The following is a 19,734-nucleotide window of genomic DNA, read 5'->3' on the forward strand; positions in this document are numbered from 1 at the left end:
GGTGCGAGTCCGGATGCGGCGACGAGGAGACCGCTCAGGCGCTCTCGGCGCCGCCGAATCGCTCACGGTAGGACTCCAGGTCCTCCTCCGTGATCTTCGCGAAGAGGACCGGCGGAACGGTGAACGCGGTGCCGGCCGGGACGGTGTCCAGCGTCTGGGCCTGCTCGGCGGTCACCCAGGTCGCTGTGTCGTCCTCCAGGGCGAACGCGCCGCGCATGGCAGTGGCCGACGCCGGGATGAATGGCTCCGAGACGACCGCGTACAGGTGGATCAGGTTCATCGCGGTGCGAAGAGTCAGCGCGGCGCCGTCCGGGTCGGTCTTGATCTCCAGCCAGGGAGCCTTCTCTTCCAGGTAGGAGTTGCCCGCGGACCACAGGGCACGCAGCGCGGCTGCTGCCTTGCGGAACTGGAGGGCCTCCATCTGCTCCTCGTACTCGGCGAGCAGCCGCGCGATCTCCACGCCCAGCTTCGCCTCTCCCTCACCAGCGGCATGCCCCGCCGGCACCTCATCGCCGAAGCGCTTCCGGGAGAAGGACAGCACGCGGTTGACGAAGTTGCCGAGAGTGTCGGCGAGGTCCTTGTTCACCGTCGCTGCGAAGTGCTCCCAGGTGAAGGAGGAGTCGTCGGACTCGGGGGCGTTGGCGATGAGGAAGTAGCGCCAGTAGTCGGCGGGCAGCAGCTCCAGGGCGGCGTCGGTGAACACTCCGCGCTTCTGCGAGGTGGAGAACTTACCGCCGTAGTACGTCAGCCAGTTGAAGCCCTTGACGTAGTCGACCTTCTTCCACGGCTCACGGACGCCGAGCTCGGTGGCCGGGAACATCACCGTGTGGAAGGGGATGTTGTCCTTCGCCATGAACTCGGTGTAGCGGACGGTGTTGTCGGCCTCGTACCACCACGACTTCCAGTCCCGGACCTCTCCGTCGGGCGCGGCGTCGGCCCACTCCTTCGTCGCGGCGATGTACTCGATCGGCGCGTCGAACCACACGTAGAAGACCTTGCCGTCGGCCGCCAGCTCCGGCCAGGTATCAGCCGGAACCGGGATGCCCCAATCCAGGTCGCGGGTGATGGCGCGGTCGTGGAGGCCCTCGGTCAGCCATTTGCGGGCGATGGACGAGGACAGCTGCGGCCACTCCCCACCGACCGCGTCGATCCACGCCTCGACCTCGCCCTGCAGCTTGGACTGCAGCAGGAACAGGTGCTTGGTCTCGCGGACTTCGAGGTCCGTGGAGCCGCTGATCGCCGAACGCGGCTCAATGAGATCGGTCGGGTCAAGGACGCGGGTGCAGTTCTCGCACTGGTCGCCGCGGGCCTTGTCGTAGCCGCAGTGCGGGCAGGTGCCCTCGACGTACCGGTCCGGCAGGAAGCGGCCGTCGACGGGCGAGTACACCTGCCGGATCGCACGCTCCTCGATGAACCCGTTCTCGTTCAGCTTGCGCGCGAAGTGCTGGGTGATCTCGGCGTTCTGCCGCGAGGAGCTGCGGCCGAAGTAGTCGAAGGCCAGCTCGAAGCCGTCGTACACGGCCTTCTGCCCGTCGTGCGCCTGCGCGCAGAACTCGGCGACCGGCAGCCCCTTCTCCTTCGCGGCCAGCTCGGCGGGCGTGCCGTGCTCGTCGGTGGCGCAGATGTAGAGGACGTCGTGACCGCGCTGGCGGAGGTACCGGGAGTAGACGTCCGCCGGAAGCATCGACCCGACCATGTTGCCCAGGTGCTTGATCCCGTTGATGTAGGGAAGCGCGCTGGTGATCAGGTGTCGAGACATCCTCGGATGCTCCATTTCGTAACGTACGGCGCCGCAGCCGACGGTGCGGCGCGATCATGTCGGAGGCTGCTGCCGATGCGACCACCCAAGCCGCACAGCGACGTCACGCTCGGTGACGATTCCGGTCTGCAGGCCGCACTCATCGTATCGAATCGGAAGCTCGCCCTTCCCCTGGGTTTTCCAGCCGCTCCGGGCGGGGCCGGAAAGGCGCTCGGCCGTCCGAGACAGGCCGCCAAGCGAGTCTCGGACGGCCGAGGCAGTCCCCATCTTAGAGCCGCCGCATCGCGGCAGATCCCCATGCATCGCTCTCACACGGTTCCTGATCCGACTCCAACGAGGTGGACAGCATGACCATCAATTCCGCGTTTCAGCGGCTCCGTGTCGTCGTGGTGGGCCAGGGGTACGTCGGGCTCCCGCTGGCGGTGAGGTCCGCCGAGGTCGGGCACCAAGTCGTCGGCCTCGATATTGACGCGCAACGCGTGAAACGGCTCGTGCTCGGAGAGTCGTACGTCGAAGACATCCCGGACTCGCGCCTGGCACCGCTCCTGGCATCAGGCTCTTACCGGCCGAGCCTCGACGCATCCGACTGCGCGGACTTCGACATTGCGATCGTCACTGTCCCCACCCCGCTCCGCGACGGGGTACCAGACCTGTCGTACGTCGAGGACGCGGCGCGGATGCTCGGACGCCATCTCAGACGGGGAGCGACCGTCGTGCTGGAGTCCACCACGTACCCCGGTACCACGGAGGAACTCTTCGGTCCGCTCCTGGAAAGCGTCTCCGGCCTGACTGTCGGCCGCGACTTCCATCTCGGCTACAGCCCCGAACGCATAGACCCCGGCAACCCCAACTGGACGATGGAGAACACCCCCAAGGTCGTCTCCGGAGTCGACGTAGCCTCAGCGGAAGCCGTCAGCCGGTTCTACTCAGCCATCGTCGACACGGTCGTCCCCGTCACCACCTGCAAGGAAGCCGAGCTGACCAAGCTGCTGGAGAACACCTTCCGGCACGTGAACATCGCTCTCGCCAACGAACTGGCGATCTTCGCCCACGAACTCGGCATCGACATCTGGGCGGCCATCGACGCCGCCGCCACCAAGCCCTTCGGATTCATGCGCTTCACCCCCGGTCCCGGCGTCGGAGGCCATTGCCTCCCCATCGACCCGTCGTACCTGTCGTGGCGCGTGCAGCGGACTTTGGGCCGCAGCTTCCGGTTCGTCGAACTGGCGAACGACGTCAACAACCACATGCCCGACTACGTCGTGCGCCGCCTCATCGACGGCCTGAACGAGCGCAAGAAGTCCCTCAACGGATCGCGGATCCTGCTCCTCGGCCTCGCCTACAAGGCCAACACCGGAGATGCCCGGGAGACCCCCGCGGCGCGAATCGCCGAGCTACTCGCCGGCATGGGCGCCGACGTCCGAGCCAGCGACCCGCACGTGGACGACGCCCACCCACGTGCGACCGATCTCGAACACGTGCGACACGTCGAGGCCACCCCCGAAAACCTCGCGGCGGCCGACGCCGTCGTCCTGCTCGCCGACCACGACGCCTTCGACTACCCGCTGATCACCGCACATGCCCCCTACATCCTCGACTGCCGTCGTCGGCTAATCGGCACACACGTCGACTCTCTCTGAAGGGAACCCACATGAAGATCGTGATCACCGGCGGAGCCGGATTCATCGGCAGCAACCTCGCGCGAACCCTGACCACGTACCCCCAGATCAGCCAGATCCGGGTGGTAGACAACCTCTCCACAGGCCACAAGGCGAACATCGCCGACCTCGACGTCGACTTCTTCGAGGGCGATGTGCAGGACTCCACCCTGCTGGACCAAGCGTTCCACAGCGCGGACGCGGTCGTCCATCTGGCTGCGCTGCCTTCCGTGCCACGCTCGGTGCGAGACCCCCTGGCCAGCCACCACGCCAACGCGACCGGCACCCTGCAGGTCCTCGAAGCCGCACGCCGCGCTGGGAACCTGCACGTAATCGCTGCCTCCTCGTCCTCCGTCTACGGCTCGAACACGCACCTCCCGAAACACGAAGACCTCGCCACGGCCCCCATGAGCCCGTACGCGGTCACCAAACTCGCCACCGAGGCGTACCTGGGCGCGTACCACCACAGTTACGGCCTGCCAGTCCTGCCCTTCCGCTTCTTCAACGTCTACGGCCCTGGCCAGCGCGCCGACCACCCCTATGCCGCGGCGATCCCGAAGTGGATCCACGCCGCGATCACCGACCAGCCCCTCACCGTTCACGGCGACGGCACACAGACGCGAGACTTCACCTACGTGGGGACCGTGAGCCAGGTCCTCACCGACGCTGTCCTAAGCCGACTCAACGAACCCCGTCCCGTGAACTTGGCCTTCGGGACCCGAATGTCCCTTCTGGACCTCATACCCGAGATCGAGGCCGCGACCGGGCACCACGCCCGCCGGGAGCACAAAGCCGATCGTGCCGGCGACGTCCCACACTCACAGGCTGACGGCGCCCGATTGCGAGCGCTCTTCCCGGCGATAGCACCCGTACCGATTCACGAAGGGATCTCCGCAACGGTGAACTGGTACAGAACTCGGCCATGAGCGCGGTTCCGAACTGAATCCTTGGGGCAGAGCAAGAAAAGGACCTCAGCTCTGGAGATACTGCTCCAAGCGGAGTCCATCGCAACCGAGCAGATCCGGCATCGCACCATGAGCCGGGAATCGGTTCTCCGCTTGATACTCAACTCCCGAAGTCGACCTCACCGCTACTGTTCCAGTCGAGGACGAGGACACACGCACCCCGAGGGTGGAAAATGGGTCGTCCGGGACTCAGCGGGGGGAAAGACACGCGTGCACGCGCAGGAGACCACGTTCAACGAACTCGTCCAGGGCGAGAAGCAGTTTCAAGTGCCGCTCTATCAGCGCACCTACAGCTGGCAGCGGGATGAGCTGCGGCAACTCTGGGACGATGTTCAGGAGTTGGTCGAGGAGCACCTGGAAGGACGGCCCCCCACAGCGCACTTCCTCGGCTCCGTGGTGCTGGCCCCGGGCCGGATCACCGCCGGCGGCATGCAGCGTTGGCTCGTCGTCGACGGCCAGCAGCGGCTCACCACCCTCATGCTGGCCTTCACGGCGTTGCGCGACCGCCACCGGGAACGCGGCGCGGAGCAGAAGGCCGAGCGCATCCACGACCTCGTGCTCGTCAATAAATACCGAAGTGGCGACGACCACTACCGGCTTCTGCCCACGCAAGCGGACCGCGACGCCTTCACCGCCTGTGTCGAGAGTTCGCCCAGGGCGGGCGGCCCCGGCAACGTGGGCGCCGCCTATCGGTTCTTCCTGGGCGCCCTCGCAGCGGGCGAGGAAATCGCCGGTGAGACGTGGACGGACGCGGTGGAGACCGTGCTGAGTGGTCTGCTGTCGATCGTGGAGATCACCGCGTCGGAGGGTGACAACGTCTACCGGATCTTCGAGTCGATCAACAACACGGGGGTCGGACTGAGCCAGAGCGACCTGCTGCGCAACTACCTCTTCATGTGCCTGCCGGCCCGGGGCGAGTCCGTCTACCAGAATCTGTGGCTGCCCATGCAGGAACGGCTGGGCCCCGCCAACCTCGAACTCCTCGTCTGGCTCGACCTGGTGGTGGCCGGCAACAGCCGGGCGAAGCAGAGCGAGATCTACCGGGACCAGAAGAAGCGCCTGGAGCCTCTGAGCTCCGACGAAGCGGCCCTGGAGGGCGAGATCGCCTCCCTGGCCCGCCGGGCGGAACGTCTGATGCGGATCCTGGAACCCGAGAGGGAGCCCGACCCGGGGCTGCGCGAAGTGCTGGAGAGGCTCTCCCGGTGGGGCGGCCAGACTCACTACCCGCTGGCACTCCACCTGCTCGACCGCGTGGACGACGGGCAGGCCACACCGCACCAGGCCGCCCGGGCACTGGCGTACGCCGAGAGCTACATGGTGAGGCGTCTGTTCACCGGACACTCCACCACGGGCAGCAACCGGGTGTTCATGGAGATGGCCAAGGAGATGGAGAAGGACGACGACCCGGCCGAGGCTGTAAGCCGCTTCCTGTCGAAGAGCAAGACGGGAGCCCGCGTCTGGCCCGACGACGACGCCGTCCGCGACGCGATCCGCACCCGCCCCTTCTACAAGGCGGGCCGCAGCAACCAGCGGTTCCAGGTGCTGCGCAGGCTGGAGGAGAGCTACGGAGCCAGTGAACCAGTCGACTATGTCAAGGCGCACCTGACCGTCGAGCACGTGCTGCCTCAGAGCCCCGCGCACCAGTGGCTGGACCTGCTGGCCGAGGAGACCGAGAACGGACAGGGCGCCGAGGAACTCCACGCCGTACTCGTCCACACGTTGGGCAACCTGACTCTCTCGGCTGACAACGCGAAGCTCTCGAACCATCCTTTCCGCCGCAAGCAGGAGATCCTGGACTTCAGCTCCCTGCGAATGAACCAGGAGATCGCAGGGCGGCAACGTTGGGGGAAGGCGGAGATCCTCGACCGCGCCGCCACCCTCGCCGACCGGGTGGTACGGCTGTGGCCCGGACCCGTCGCGGGCACGGTCCCGGTGGACGACGAGTGGCCAGGATGGAAGGAGCTGCGGGCCGCGCTTCTCGCCATGCCAGCCGGGACGTGGACGACGTACGGCGATGTCGCGGCGCTCATCGGCACCCACGCCGTCCCGGTCGGCCAGCATCTGGCGTCCAAGGTGGGCCTGCACGGCGCCTACCGGGTGCTGACGGCGGACGGCCGCATCTCGGCGGGCTTCAGGTGGCCGGACGGCCAGGACCTCGGTGATGTGCGAAGCCGTCTGGAGGCCGAGGGAGTTTCCTTCGACGGCGCGGACCGGGCCCGCCGATCCCACCGGCTGACCACCTCCGACCTGGCGGCCCTGCTGGGCAAGGATGTCGCCGACGAGGCCGAGCCGTCACTGCGGGCCGACGGCGACGAGCAGCAGTCGGCGGCCAGCCGGTTCGAAACGCAGCTGCACGACAACCAGACCGAGGAGACCGTCGACGGCGTCCTGGCCGCCCTGCGCTTCTGGGAGCAGCAGGGCGGTCATCTCGCCTACGGCCGGGCAAGCGAGACCAGTTGCTTCCCCACAGTGCGTTTCGGCAACGCGCCCGCTTCCCGAGAGCTGTGGCCCCTGGCTCTCTACCCGGTCTCCGGCACCGTCGAGGTCGTCTTCCAGTATCTGAAGAGGCGTCCCCCGTTCGATGACGAGCCACTGCGGCGCGAGTTGATGAACCGCCTGAACGGGATCGAGGGCATCGACCTGGCCGAGGCGAAACTGGACCTGCGCCCGTCCTTCGCGGTGGAGGTCTTCGCCGCGCACAGTGACGAGATCTGTGCGGTGCTGGAGTGGTTCGCGCATACGGCGGCCCTCGCGGAGGCCCGCCGTATGGTGGACGAGGACCCCGGCACCCCCTGACACCCTCCGTGACCCCTCCAAGTGGAGCGTGGGGCGACGGCATACTGCGGGCCCCACGCACGTCACGCATGAGGCCTGCAGCAACGGCGTGCGGGGCCGATGAGCACTACGGGAGCGGGTTGATGACCGGCGCTAGAAACGGACTCGGCGCCCCGTGCCAGGACACCCGCAGCGCCTCGCGCGCCCGTGTGCACGCCACGAAGAGCAGGTTCAGCTCGCCGTTCAGGTCCTCCTGGTGCTGCTGGGCGTCGACCTCGACCGCGGTGACGGCCGACTTCATCGGCACGGTGGCGTCGTTCACCCCGGTCACGGCGACACAGCGGAACTCCAGCCCCTTCATCCGGTGCATGGTGCCGATCCGGACACCGGGGCCACCATGCCCGGCGCCGAGCACGCACGCGGCGAGGCCAGCCCTCTCCAGGGCCTGGGCGATGTCCCGCCCCAGCTGGACGAAGCGCACCGCAACCCCGATGTCCTCCGCCCGCACCCCCGCGCCGGTCCAGTCCCGCACCCGGGCCACCAGCGCCTCGATCTCCTCGGGTTTGGTGGCATACGCGGCCGTCTCCGGCCGCTCTCCGTGCATGGTGGAGCGGTATCCCGCCAGCGTCTCGTTCCCGCCGTCCATGTCGTCCGGCTCCTCACCAGTCAGCAGCGAGGCCGACCAGGCCAGGATCTCCTGCGTAGTCCGGTAGTTGATCCGCAGCCGGTGCGAGCGGCCGACGACCTGGACGCCGAGCGAGCGCAGCGACACCCGGTTCCCGTAAATCCGCTGGTAGGTGTCCCCGGCGAGGAACAGATCGTCCTGACCGGGGGCGACCAGGGCCCGCAGGAACCGCCACTGCGCGGGGTGCAGGTCTTGCGCCTCGTCGATCACAACATGGTGGTACGGCCGCTGCTCCCGGCCGTCCAGGACGTGTGCCGCCTCCGCGCACACCTGAAGAAACGTCCACTCGCCGGCCTGGCGCAGCTGCTCCTCGAACGCGGAGACAGCCCGCCACACCTGAAGACGTTTCAGCGGTGGGAGCGGTGTGCCGCGGCCGGTGCGCGACGCCTTCAGGTACTGCTCCGGGGCCGTCAGGGCCTGCGCCAGGACGATCTGACGCCACTCCTGGTCGAGGAAGACGTCTGTGAAGTCCGTCCCCAGCCGCCGGGCGATGCGCGCCCAGCGGGCGGTGATCTCCTTCTGGTCAAAGACCAACTTCAGTGGGGCGCCGCCGCGTTCCGCCCGCACGATCTCGTTGGCCAGGGCGTCGACGTTGACCACCCGGATCTTCGCCCGGACGTTCTCCTCCTCGACCAGCAGCGTCAGACATCGCTCCAGCTCGGCCGCGAGATCCTTGGTGAAGGTGGTGAGCAGAACGCATCCGTCGGGGGCTTCCACGGGCAGTTGCCTGGCCAGGTGGTACGCCCGGTGCAGGGCGACCACCGTCTTCCCCGTGCCGGGCCCGCCGGTGACCCGGGCCGGCCCGGCGTAGCCCTCGTGGTACGCCACCCGGTACTGGCTCGGGTGTAGGAAGACTCGCCAGGCGTCGAACGGCTGCTCCAGGATTCCTTGCAGTTCGACGGGGCCCGACACGAGCGCGACTCGGCCGCGGGAACGGGCCATCGCGGTTCCCAGCTCATCGCCGTCATCGGCTCCGGGAGTCCGCGCGGCGGTCCGGGCATACGCCTGCACCAGTTCCCGGTCGATCGCCTCGGGCTTCATACCGGTCGCGAGCCCCAGCAGCACGTCGTACTGATGCTCCGGCAGCACCTTGTGCAGCGCCTCCAGATGATCTTCGTCTGGGATCAGCCGGATGATCGGCAGGATCTCCTCGTCCACGCCGAGGCTTCGCAGCACCTTGTCTGGATACTCGGAGGCGGGGAACAAGCGGGTCGGTTCCTCGGCGGCGAGCGCCCGCAACCCTGCGGTGGCGCGTGCCAAGGCCACGTCGTTTCGTATCTCGATGCCCTGCGTCGCCTCGTTCACCGAGGCCCGGTGCTTGGCAGCCCAGTCGTTGGCCTTGTCATGGGGGAGCACCTTGAGTAGCAGGTAGCTGTCGCCTGACTCACCCTTGAGAACGACGCCGCGCCAGAAACCGGTGATGCGGATGGTCCGCAGCCGTGGATCCTTCTGGTGAGTCAGCTTCTCCAGATGCAGCCCGGTGTGCGTGGCTGCCGCGAACTTCTCGAAGACCTCGAAGACCCTCTTCTGGACGGGTTTCTCCAGCGCCGCGAACTCCAGCAGAAAGTCCCGGTGCATGCCCAGCGTCGCCATCCGTGCCCCCTCCAGAAGACTACGATCACTTTACTGACCGGCTCCGATTCGCGAGGCCGGTCCGTACGTGCCGGAGCGCAAGTACAAACGGACCGCCTGGACCGGCGTCCACCTGCGGCGCCGGTCAGTTGACTCGGCGGTTGCCGGGCGGAACCTCGCTCCGGTGCATCCCCACGACGACGGAGCCCGGTCCGCCGACGGACAGGCTCTCGCGTATCAGGTCGATGACGTTAGTCCCAGCCGGTGCCGCGCGTGCCGATCCATCCGTCCCTGAGCAGCGTGGTGAAGGTGGTGTTGTTCAGGTACCGGGGAACCGACTCCTCGACGATGCGCGTCCCGCCGGACGGCCCGTCGGCCTCGGGGCGTTGAAGCAGTTCCTGGAAGTGCTCCCGCGTCAGATACATGCCGGGGATGAGCGCGGCGGAGTTCATCATGAAGGGAGTGGTCCGGCACAACTTGACCATGCTGGGCGTGGAGACCAGGCGCGGGTCACCCAGCGTCGCCGAGCCCTCTTGGCCGGTTCGAGACCACTCGTCCTCGGCCTTGCACTCGTCGTCCACGGTCTCCATCCGCTTCAGTTCCCCCTTACCGGTGGCGTCGTGCCAGTACACCCAGCCACGCCCGCTCTGACGCATGCGCTTGTACTGGACCATAGCCACGCTGCGGGCGTGCTCGTTCACGTAGATCATGTCGACGCCCATGACGGTCTCGGCGTTCGTGCGGTTGGCGTTGTACACGAACAGCCGATGGCGGGATTCGGAGTTGCGGCGGTAGATCCGCCAGCCGACCTGCACGGCGTCCTCGCCCTCCATGCCGGGGAAGCGCAGGTAGTCGTGGGCGATCTGCTGGTCCTCGATCTGCCGGAGGGCGGGCAGCCCTTCGATGAAGGGGACGGACCGGGAGCGGGGATCGTCACCGCTGAGCGGCTGCTGCCACGCTTCGAGCGGATCACGGTCCGCGCCGAACGTCTCCATGAGCGTGCCCACCGCGTCCTTCTCAAGGCTTCGCTGTTCTCCCTCCCGACCCGTCGGAGGATTGGACCCCAGGCTGCTCTCCAGATCGTCCAGTGTCTCGTTCAGTTCTGGCCGCAAACTCCGGACGGCAGCGAGCAGATTGTCGCCGGCCGCGGGAGACATACGGCCGTCGTCTCCGAGGAATCGGCGGCTGGCCCCCATAGCGTCTTCAAGGTCGACGAGCGGCAGCGGGAACTGGAGCGCGGTGAAGTCGCGTGCGAGCAGGGCGCGTTCGTAGGTGCCCGACCGTCTGCCCGGGAAGACGCCGCCCACCCCGATGATCCTGCGCTGCTCATCGCGGGCGTGACGGTCCGTGAAGAAGGCGAGACACCACACACGCGGTTTTCTCCAGTCCTTGTACGGGTACGCGAAGGTCCGCTCACCACGGGTCAGCCATGCCGGAGGCTTTTCGGGGAGCCGCTCCGTCATCAGCGCGGTGCTGTGGACCAGAGCGACGGCGACCATCTGTGACCTCCTGCATCGTGTGAAACCGGAGGCTCAATTGTTGGCCAGGTTCCGGCCGTCAGAGCACAGGGGCCATCAATCGGCCATGTGAATGGCGATGATTCGGTGGTCACAGGACCTCATCAGGCGCCTGGCCACCGCACGAGAACTCCTCGGCGCTGCAACTCCCGTATGTGGTCCGCCATCCGTCCCGGCATGGGACCGCCGTTCAGCAGGACGCCCGCCTCGATGTTGCGCTCGGCGCCGGCCGCCGTGAGGTTGGCGCTGGAAAGGAAGAGGATCCGGTCGTCGGCCACCGCCAGTTTCGCGTGCAACCTGCCGCCGGGAGTGGGGCGTTGACCTGTCGGCCAGTGCCAGAGCCGTAGGCCCGGTATGCGAGAGAAAGCGTCGGCCGGTTCGCGTCCGGAGAGCAGTCCGCCCGCGCCTGCCAACGTCTCCACGACGATGTCCACCGTGACGCCACGGGCTACGGCCTCGGACAGTGCCGCGGTCAGAGGTGCGTACGAGCGGGCCGAGTAGGTCATGGCGATGAGCCGGTGCTCCGCGGCGTCGACCACCTCCGTCAGTACCTGGGCGGTGGCGCGACCAGGTGTCCCGGGTGTGGAGGGGCCGCTCCACACAGTACGGGCCTCGGTGTCCTCTCGTCGGCGGGTCCAGGCCGCCGCGTAACCCCGCAGATACGCCGCCGCCTCCGCCGGGGGCACGCCGTCCTCCTTCATCGACGCCAGCAACGCCGAGACGGCCTCCAGCGCGGCCGGCGTCTGAAGCCTGCCGAGGACGTACGCCGGGGAGCGGCCCTGGGCGAGGAGTGCTGTCAGGGCCTTCGTCCGGGTGGGCCCGAGCGAGGCGGCGGCCGTCGCTGCCGCCGCCTCGAAGCGCCTGCGGCTCACCGGGTCGATCCGCTCACCCGAAGTCCGGGATCAGGGCCAGCGGTTCGGCGTCGCCCGCCAGCGGGGTGATGAACCGCCGGTCCAGGAACCGGTTGCCGCGCTCGCACGTGGTCTCGGACACGAACAGGCAAGCGTGGCAGGCGGCGCCGTGCAGAAAGTCTTCCGGCGCCTTGGGAAGGCGTTCGCCGCACAGGGGGTCCGAGGAGCACCGCCCCGCCTTGTACAGCGCCGTCCGTACAATCCTGGTCAGTCGGTTCTCGCCGGTGCTCGGGTCCTGATCGGCGAGGGAGACCAGCCCGCCGAGTGTGCCCTCCGAGTCCGGGACGGCCGTGTAGATGAGGATGCCGGTTCGCCGTTCCTCGGCGTCACCGCTGTAGATCCGCTCGGCCAGGCTCGCCGAGTTGTAGCCGCACTCCATCGCGATGGTGCGGATGAGCAGATGGGAGAGCGTGTGCAGGGCGATGTAGCGACTGCCCGGCCAGCCCTGCATCAGGTCGGAGCCGTCCTCGATCCGGTCCGACCTGCGGTGCTCACGGAACCGGCCGAAAGCCGCAGCGTGTGCGGCGAGGGCTTCGCTCGACGCGACCCGCTGCTCCCACTGCTCGATCAGGTGATCGTCCACCCGCAGGAACAGCCCCTCGCCGCGCACCTCGCTGGCCGGCACCCAGCCGCGCTCGCGCCGCCCCAGGTCCACACGGGTGACCAGGCCGGGGTCCTCCGGATCGGGGGCGTCGAGCCGGGTGAAGCCGATGAGTGCCCGCACTTCGCGCAGTCGTTCCGCCTGCCGCACCTGGGAGAAGACGGTGGACAAGGGCCCGCTGAGCGAGGCGTCCACCAGTGCGAAGTCCTCAGTCGGGTCGGCGGTCTTCGCCGCGGACAGCACCTGCCACTCGGGAGTCAGTAGGTCCGGAGGGCCTGGCGGCTGCTCGGTCTCGCCCGCATCGCCCGACAGGGCCGCACGGAAGGCGGACATGGCCTGCCAGACCTGTCCGGGCTCATAGTCGCGAAGGTAGCGGTGGTGCTTCGACTTCTTGGCGAACATGGCGATCTCCGCCTCATCCTCGAGGTCCTTCAGGTCCGGCCAGCGTTCCTCGACGAGCTTGCGCAGGGAGTCGGTTCCTGTGTCGGGCAGTGCCAGCGCGCTGAGCGTCACGGGGAACCACTGGTTGGACGCGCCCACGACCAGCAGGTAGGGCCGCTCGCCGCAGGTGTCGTAGACGCCGTCGAACTGCGGGTGCCGACCGCGGCAGAAAGGCAGGTTCTCGCGACCCTTGTCGCCCATCGCAGCCCGGATGTTGCGCTTGGCCTTCTTGCACACGAGACACTCGAGGGAGACGTTGGCCGCGAGGTTGCCGCCGTTGTCGCGCATCCGCAGTGTCGGGTACGTCGTGTCGGGGCAGGCGCGGCCCTCGTGCACGAACTCCGTGTACGGGAACTCGTCGAGGTGGCCCTTGGTGCAGGCGAGCGCGAAGCGGGCGGCCACGGCGAGGGGCTTGCGGCCCCTCTTCTTCCGGTGGCAGTTCTCGTGGTAGAACCGCGCCTCGTCAGGGCGGCGGGCGTTGTTGTTCTCGAACCCCCACTTGCCCGAGCCCAGGGAGGCCAGCTCATTGCACGCCGTGCAGCGCAGCCACTGCGGAAAGGGGGTTACGGGCACGCCGATCCGTGCCGCGTTCCCCTTCGGATCGGTGTCCGTGCCGGGGATCCACGGGGCGGCGCGCAGTTCGCCCACCTGGTTGGGGCCGTAGCGTCGCAGAGCCCGGTTGACGGCCCCGCGGAGCCGGGGCTCCTCGATTACCGGATCAGGCACACCGGCGTAACTCCAGTGGTCGAGGCCCTTGACCATGACGGAGAAGTTAGGCAGGTCGACGAGGGCGCCGACGCCGCCGGTGAACATGAGGTGGCTCGGCCGTACCGCCCCCACCCGCCTGAAATATCCGCCGCCGCTCATGACCGCCGCCCCCTGGCCGTGCCGTTGTCGTCGCCGTTCCCATCCGGCAACTCGCCGAGTTCGTCGCCGCTCGCCGTGTCCGGGGCGTCGCCGTTCTCGGCGGGTGGTCCGAACTCCCAAGCGTTGCCGGCCAGGGCGGACAGCACAGTGTCGGCGGACAACAGCATGTTGATCTCGTTCTCCGTTTCGCGCATCGACTGAGGGACGGTGAGCACGTCCCATCCGCTGCCGTCCGCGTTGCGCAGCAGGCCCAGCACCGTCTGCTTCTGCCGGGTCTGGCCCCGGTAGCCGAGCCGGCCCTGCTCACCCTTCTTGGCCGTCCAGGCGTCACGCAGAGCGTCGATGCGCTCTGCGAGGTAGCCGCGCGCCCGGTCCCCGTCCACGGCCTCCGCACGGGCCAGCAGTCGCCGCTCGACGTCCCGCACACGCGGGTCGTCGAGGTCCACCCCCTCCGCGTCCACGTTGTCGGAGAACTCGTCACACGCCTGCCGCACGGCGGAGACATACGTGGCGGTGGTGCCCCGGTCGAGCGCCCGCCGCGTGAACGGGGTCACCGACAGCGCCTCGATTTGCCGGTAGAAAGTCGCGTGGTAGTGCTCGAAGTCCTCGAAGTGGGCGAGGTCCCGGGGCCGCGCCCAGTTGTAGAGCGTGATTACGATGCCCGGCCGCTTGGCCTGACGTCCGACACGGGAGGACGCCTGGATGTACTCGGCGGTGTTCTTCGGCTGCCCGGTGACGACCATCAGGCCGAATCGGGAGACGTCCACGCCCACCTGGAGCATCGACGTGGCCAGTACGTGGTCGACCGGCCTGCGGTGCAGCGGAGCGGGCAGGACCCGGGGCTGACGGGCCCTCCCGGCGTCCCGGAGCTCGTTGACAATCGCCTTCTTGCGCTCCGATGTGTCGTGCTCCGGGTTGAAGCCGATCTCCAGCCGCTTGAGGGTGGCGCTGATCTCCGCCGAAGAGATACGGGAGGTCAGTTCCTGGAGGTTGAGCATGTCGGTGTCGCGCAGCAGCCGGTTGGCGATGCCCCGGCGGCTTCCGTTGGCCCGCAACCGGCTCGGTACGTCGTCGTCCAGGACGCGCCGCATACCGGCGAGTTCCTTGGTCGCGTTGAAGTATCCGACCACCGTCATGTAGGGATCGGCGGGAGCGCCGTAGAGGTCGAACATGTGCTGTCCGGCGAGCAGGAGGATCTCCGCGACACGGATCTCGGCAGCCTTCATGCGCACCCCGTGCGCGCAGACGCCGTAGTAGCGCCGCCCAGGGTTGTCCCGGGTGACGTCGACCTGCTGGGAGAAGAAGGTGTCGCTGACATCGACCACCTGCGGCGGGAAGATCGCCAGGTCCCGGGCGAACACGCCCAGCACCTGCGCACGGGCGTTGCGGGTGGTGGCCGTCGACGCGACGATCTTCGGCCCGGTGTCCCGGAGCTGCCCGTGGGAGTCCTTCGCCCGCCAGGTGCACAGCTGGTCGACGGCCGACTCGAACAGCCCCACCGTCGTGCCCAGCGCCCCGGAGATCAGGTGTAGCTCGTCCTGGATGATGAGGTCCGGAGGCCGCAGCCGCCGTGGCATCGGCCGGCTGGTCACGGCCTTGTGCCGGTCCTTGGCGTTGTGCCGGGACCCGCAGCCGATCTCCTCGTCGAGGTCGTCGTGGCGGTAGCCGTGCCGCTCGCAGTAGGCGCTCACGCGCCCGAACAACATTCCCGCATAGCCGCGCCACGGCAGCTGGGCGAGCTTGTCCACGGTCGCGATCAGCAGGCTCGGCACCAGCCGGTAGATCTCCTCGTCGACCGTGAGGATCGGCAGCCCCTCGTCCCGCGCCCGCATCCGGGAGAACGGGCAGGGTTCCGCGTCCTCCCCGCGCGGGCAGTACACAATGACGCGCCGCCGTACGTCGTCCGGTGCCACGTCCCGCCACGCGCGCAGCTCCTCGCCGCACCACGGGCAGGACAACACCTGCAAGACGTTCGCATGCCGCCCCGAGGCGGACTCGTTGGCCTCGGCGATCTGCTGCGCCGCGTCCCCGTACCAGTTCGGCGAGACACCGGCACCGACCCACAGCCCGATACGGAACGGCCTGCGGCCCCAGACCTCCTCGTCCTCCCTGCGGAGCACCTCCGTCGCGCACACGAGGGCGGAGGCCCGCTGGAACTGCTGCGCCGTCAGCAGCCGCAGGGTGTACCGCATCAGTACAGCGACGCCGTCCCGCCCCTCGCGGGCGTCCTCGCCCTCCCCGACGACCTTCTGCAGCCGTCGGATGGCGAACGTGTAGGCCGTGAGACCGAGATACGCCTCCGTCTTGCCGCCACCGGTCGGGAAGAACAGTAGGTCGACCGTGGCGGTGCTGTCGGCCCTGCGCTCCTTGTGTGCGGGGTCGGTGAGCGAGCAGAGGTTGAGCAGCACGAACGCCAGCTGGAAGGGGTACCAGCTCGCGGCCACGGGGCCGCGTCCGTCGACCTCGGCGTAGGCCGCCGTGTACGTGGGCGGCTTCTCACCGCCCTCAGCCCGCAGTGCGGCCGTCGCCGCGGCCCGGCGCTGCATGGCCATTGCCCGGTTGGCGAAGCGGAACGCCCGCAGTGCGTCCTTGTTGGTGTGCAGCAGCTCGATACCGAGGGCGATCCGGCCGCACGCGTCGCGGGCCTCGTCGACCGCCCGCAGCGCGGTGGTCCGCAGCTCGCCCGACAGCGACTCCGCCTTGGCGGCCTGCTGTTGCAGCCAGCCGTCGTAGCCGTCGGCCAGCGGCTGCAGGGCCTTCAGCAGTTCGTCGCGCCGCTCCCATACGGCCAGTTCGGCGAGCTTGTCCATGCTCACCTCAAGACCGGCGAGCAGCGGCTGCCGCGCCGTGTTTGGCGCAACCGTCGCCGGTACGTCCTTCACCGGCAGCCAGGTCGTCTCCAACTTGACCGCACGGCGCCACTTGGGCAGGACGCTCGCGTGCACGGCGACGTTCCGCCCGTGAGCGTGCTTCAACTCCTGCCGGTACAGCAGCCGGAGATGCTGTTCCTCGGGGTTCTCGAGGATGTGGCCGGGCTCGTCGGACAACGGGTCGTCGATCGGCAAGAAGACGCTGGACTGCCCGTCGAAGGAGGTGACTTCCAACTTCGTCTGGAACAGCCACTGCCCGTCCCGCAGTTCACGGGACTCCTCCAGCGCGTTGATCAGCGATACGTCGACGAAGCGGAGGTTGTCCGCGCCGTCGACGGTGCCGGGGCGCTCCCGTACGTGTACGTCGAGCCGGATGCAGGGGAGGTTCGGGTCGGTGTCGTCGACACCCTCAAGAACCTTGCGGACGGTGCCCGGCGAGTCGACGTGAATGTCCACCGGGTACCGGACGGGCTCGCGCGACCACGCGCGCACCGCCCGGCCGTCGTCGGCCTTACTGTCGCTCTCCCGGTATCGGCCCCAGGACGCGACGACGCTGAGAATGCCCACATCGGCCGGCACCAGGAAGCTCAGCCCCATGGACGACGCCCACAGCCGCCCGGCCGCCTGCGGGGTGAGCCGGTCCGCGAGCTCCGGGTCCCGTCCGTCCCCCTCAGCGCTGACCACGGTCTCCGCCTGGCCCGCCGCGACCTTCACGGGCGCATCGGTCGGTGCGGGTCGGGGCCCAAGAAGCCCGACGAGGTAGCGGTCACGGGGTCCCGCGCTGTGCGGCGCGAGTGCCTCGGTCTCGTCCCCCCACGGCCCCAGCAGATCCCGTGAGATCAGATCGCCGAGTTCCTCCCGGACGTCGTAGGACGACCCGGATCGGAATGTCTGCGGGACCTCGTCCACAGGATGGGGAACGCCGGGCTCTGGAGCGGGGGCGTTCTGTGGTGACGACGGCATGCGCGTATCCCTCCCTGGGCGCGGACCGTGCTGACCGCACCCACGAACAACGATAGGAGGGTGCACTGACATTGGTGGGGTCGCAGTGAGCCGCGCAGGGCCATGCTGGGTCGACAATGACTCAAAGCGGCCCCGAGAGCCCAGCGGGCTTCGTGGACCCGCCGAGCTACCGCAAGCCCTGCGGTGGGACACCACTTCAAGCTCGAGCTTCCTGGCGGCACGACAGGCATTGGCGCGAGCTTGTTCTCCGCCCCTTTGGCCGTGATGCGCCCGGGTCAGCTCCTGGGAGACCATGCACGATCACGTGAACAAGATCGTCCGCGACGGCCGCGTACCCAGCGGTGGTCGCTGGAGACGCGTGGCGCATCAAGCGTTGCGTCATGAGAAGGTCTCTGCCGGAAGAGCGGTAAACCATCGTTCCGTATCGGTGTCTCAGCTGGTGGTAGCGCATGCGGATGCCGATCTTTGCAGCGATCCCGGCGACAGTTCGGGAGACGGATTCGGCACGCGTCCCTTCCCAGAATCTGCCGCTTCCCGTCAGGTCGAGTGCCTTCATGACGACCGGTGGCACAGGGATGGTGTCCGTGCGTCCACCCTTGCCTGTAACGCGGAGCATCGCTGTGCCGTCATCGAGAGTGGATAGGTCTTCCCTGGCAAGTTTGGCCGTTTCGTGTGCGCGGAGGCCGCAGAAGGCCCCTAGCAGGACCCAGGTCTTGTGTGTTCCACGTGTGGCTGCGGTGAGCCGCTTGAGTTCATTTTCTGGGAGGGGATGAGGTGTTGCCCGAGGTGCTGCGGGCTTACGTATGCCCTCTATGAGGTCCGCTCCCAGCCACTTTCCAAACGCCTGGAGATGGTTCAGATAGGTTCTGCGCGACCATGGACGCAAGGGGCGTGCGGCGAAGTACGCGATGACATGCTCGACCTTGAGCTGGCCTGCGGCTACGCCGGCGGAGCGAGCTATGGCCTTGATGCAACGTACCCGGGCTCCGATGGTGTTGGCCGAGTAGCCGTCCGCTCGCTGAGCCTCAGTGAACTTGTCGAGTGTCATGGAGAACGTCATGTGCCTGGTCGTGGAGCGCTTAACGTGACCCGATGAGTCTGGCGAGATCCGCCCCTAAATCGTCCTGACCTGCGCTCTTGGCAACCGGCAATCGTCTGGTATCGAACAAGGGCAAGTCGTTCCAGGGGTCCAACGTCTTGGGGAAGGGGTTCATTCTCACCCCCGAACAGGCCGACGACCTCATCCAGCGCGACCCCCGCAACAAGGACGTCCTCTTCCCCTACCTCAACGGCGAGGACCTCAACTCCCGCCCAGACTGCTCGGCCAGCCGCTGGGTGATCAACTTCCATGACTGGAGTGAGGAACGGGCCCGGAGCTACCCAGAAGTCTTCGCCATCGTCGAAAGGGACGTGAAGCCCGAACGACTCAAGAACAACCGGAAAGTGCGACGCGAGAGGTGGTGGCAGTATGCCGAGCGAGCACCCAAGTTGTACCAGGCCATCGGCGAACTTGATCGTGTTCTGGTGGTAGCGCGGGTGAGTAAGACTGGACTGCCTCTCTTTGTGCCCACTGGCCAAGTCGTCAGCGAACAAACCGTGATCTTCGCAACTGATCTGCCTGCGGACCTGGCGCTGCTCAGCAGCAGCATCCACTACGCCTGGGCGATTGCGCGAGCATCGAGTCTCAAGGGAGATCTTCGGTACACACCGTCTGACGTCTACGAGACACTGCCCCTACCTGTCACCACGGAGCGCATGGCGGCAGCAGGGACAACCCTTCATGTCCTGCGCTCGGAGATTATGAACGCAAGCGAGATGGGACTCACGAAACTGTACGGACTTTTCCATAATCCGGAAAATGACAGCAGTGAAATCATCGCACTGCGAAGTGCTCACAAATCTGTCGATGAAGCAATCGCGGACGCGTACGGGTGGCGAGATCTCAATCTCGAGCATGATTTTTGCGTAACGCGCCAGGGTATTCGTTACCTCATTTCTCCGTCTCCTCGTGCAGAAATGCTCGATCGACTACTTGAGCTTAATCATTCCCAGCACCAGGGTCAGACCTCCAGGCGGTCGCGTAAAATTGCCGAGCGCCCTCGAGTAACGCACCGATTGGGGGCGCCAACTGATGATAAGCTTTTCTGATT

General features: G+C 67.5%; 11 protein-coding genes. 4 read left to right on the forward strand and 7 right to left on the reverse strand.

Annotated features, from left to right (window positions below):
- Positions 1-34: 34 nt before the first annotated feature.
- Positions 35-1,759, reverse strand: coding sequence for a methionine--tRNA ligase (metG, locus tag OIE74_RS17300; protein WP_329384232.1), 1,725 nt, complete (start codon positions 1,757-1,759; stop codon positions 35-37).
- A 347-nt stretch (positions 1,760-2,106) separates the two neighbouring features.
- Here metG and OIE74_RS17305 point away from each other — a divergent pair, with 347 nt between their 5' ends.
- The 3 genes from OIE74_RS17305 to OIE74_RS17315 all read left to right on the forward strand — a co-directional run bounded on the left by OIE74_RS17305 (position 2,107) and on the right by OIE74_RS17315 (position 7,178).
- The gene (locus OIE74_RS17305) at positions 2,107-3,399 is read left to right on the forward strand and encodes a nucleotide sugar dehydrogenase (RefSeq protein WP_329384235.1); all 1,293 of its coding nucleotides are present in this window, start codon (positions 2,107-2,109) and stop codon (positions 3,397-3,399) included.
- 11 nt (positions 3,400-3,410) lie between these two features.
- On the forward strand, positions 3,411-4,343 hold the full coding sequence (locus tag OIE74_RS17310) for an NAD-dependent epimerase/dehydratase family protein (protein ID WP_329384239.1): 933 nt from the start codon (positions 3,411-3,413) through the stop codon (positions 4,341-4,343).
- Positions 4,344-4,592: 249 nt separating this feature from the next.
- A complete protein-coding gene (locus OIE74_RS17315; RefSeq protein WP_329384242.1) occupies positions 4,593-7,178 on the forward strand; it encodes a GmrSD restriction endonuclease domain-containing protein in 2,586 nt (861 codons plus the stop codon).
- Positions 7,179-7,284: 106 nt separating this feature from the next.
- Here OIE74_RS17315 and OIE74_RS17320 read toward each other — a convergent pair whose 3' ends face one another.
- The 6 genes from OIE74_RS17320 to OIE74_RS38635 all read right to left on the reverse strand — a co-directional run bounded on the left by OIE74_RS17320 (position 7,285) and on the right by OIE74_RS38635 (position 18,644).
- On the reverse strand, positions 7,285-9,435 hold the full coding sequence (locus tag OIE74_RS17320; RefSeq protein ID WP_329384246.1) for a UvrD-helicase domain-containing protein: 2,151 nt from the start codon (positions 9,433-9,435) through the stop codon (positions 7,285-7,287).
- Positions 9,436-9,665: 230 nt separating this feature from the next.
- Positions 9,666-10,913 (reverse strand): hypothetical protein, encoded by a 1,248-nt coding sequence (locus OIE74_RS17325; protein ID WP_329384249.1) that lies wholly within the window; start codon positions 10,911-10,913, stop codon positions 9,666-9,668.
- A gap of 122 nt (positions 10,914-11,035) precedes the next feature.
- Complete coding sequence (drmC, locus tag OIE74_RS17330) at positions 11,036-11,803, reverse strand: DISARM system phospholipase D-like protein DrmC (RefSeq protein ID WP_329384252.1); 768 nt, start codon at positions 11,801-11,803, stop codon at positions 11,036-11,038.
- Positions 11,804-11,816: 13 nt separating this feature from the next.
- Positions 11,817-13,751, reverse strand: a complete 1,935-nt coding sequence (locus OIE74_RS17335) for a DUF1998 domain-containing protein (RefSeq protein WP_329384254.1) — start codon at positions 13,749-13,751, stop codon at positions 11,817-11,819.
- Positions 13,748-17,584, reverse strand: coding sequence for a DISARM system helicase DrmA (gene drmA, locus OIE74_RS17340; protein ID WP_329384257.1), 3,837 nt, complete (start codon positions 17,582-17,584; stop codon positions 13,748-13,750). Before drmA ends, OIE74_RS17335 begins: the two co-directional genes overlap by 4 nt.
- Positions 17,585-17,780: 196 nt before the next feature.
- Entirely contained in the window at positions 17,781-18,644 is an 864-nt protein-coding gene (locus OIE74_RS38635; RefSeq protein WP_443076144.1) for a tyrosine-type recombinase/integrase, read from the reverse strand.
- Positions 18,645-18,721: 77 nt separating this feature from the next.
- Between OIE74_RS38635 and OIE74_RS17345 the strand changes: the two genes are divergently transcribed.
- On the forward strand, positions 18,722-19,732 hold the full coding sequence (locus tag OIE74_RS17345; protein ID WP_329384260.1) for a type IIL restriction-modification enzyme MmeI: 1,011 nt from the start codon (positions 18,722-18,724) through the stop codon (positions 19,730-19,732).
- Positions 19,733-19,734: the final 2 nt, after the last annotated feature.

It is taken from the genome of Streptomyces sp. NBC_01716, assembly GCF_036248275.1.
In the GTDB taxonomy this organism is placed as follows: domain Bacteria; phylum Actinomycetota; class Actinomycetes; order Streptomycetales; family Streptomycetaceae; genus Streptomyces.

Bases quoted from the DNA above. Each gene is read 5' to 3' on its own strand.
- metG (WP_329384232.1), bottom strand. From the start codon at position 1,759: ATGTCTCGACACCTGATCACCAGCGCGCTTCCCTACATCAACGGGATC.
- OIE74_RS17305 (WP_329384235.1), top strand. From the start codon at position 2,107: ATGACCATCAATTCCGCGTTTCAGCGGCTCCGTGTCGTCGTGGTGGGC.
- OIE74_RS17310 (WP_329384239.1), top strand. From the start codon at position 3,411: ATGAAGATCGTGATCACCGGCGGAGCCGGATTCATCGGCAGCAACCTC.
- OIE74_RS17320 (WP_329384246.1), bottom strand. From the start codon at position 9,435: ATGGCGACGCTGGGCATGCACCGGGACTTTCTGCTGGAGTTCGCGGCG.
- OIE74_RS17325 (WP_329384249.1), bottom strand. From the start codon at position 10,913: ATGGTCGCCGTCGCTCTGGTCCACAGCACCGCGCTGATGACGGAGCGG.
- OIE74_RS17335 (WP_329384254.1), bottom strand. From the start codon at position 13,751: ATGAGCGGCGGCGGATATTTCAGGCGGGTGGGGGCGGTACGGCCGAGC.
- drmA (WP_329384257.1), bottom strand. From the start codon at position 17,584: ATGCCGTCGTCACCACAGAACGCCCCCGCTCCAGAGCCCGGCGTTCCC.
- OIE74_RS38635 (WP_443076144.1), bottom strand. From the start codon at position 18,644: ATGACGTTCTCCATGACACTCGACAAGTTCACTGAGGCTCAGCGAGCG.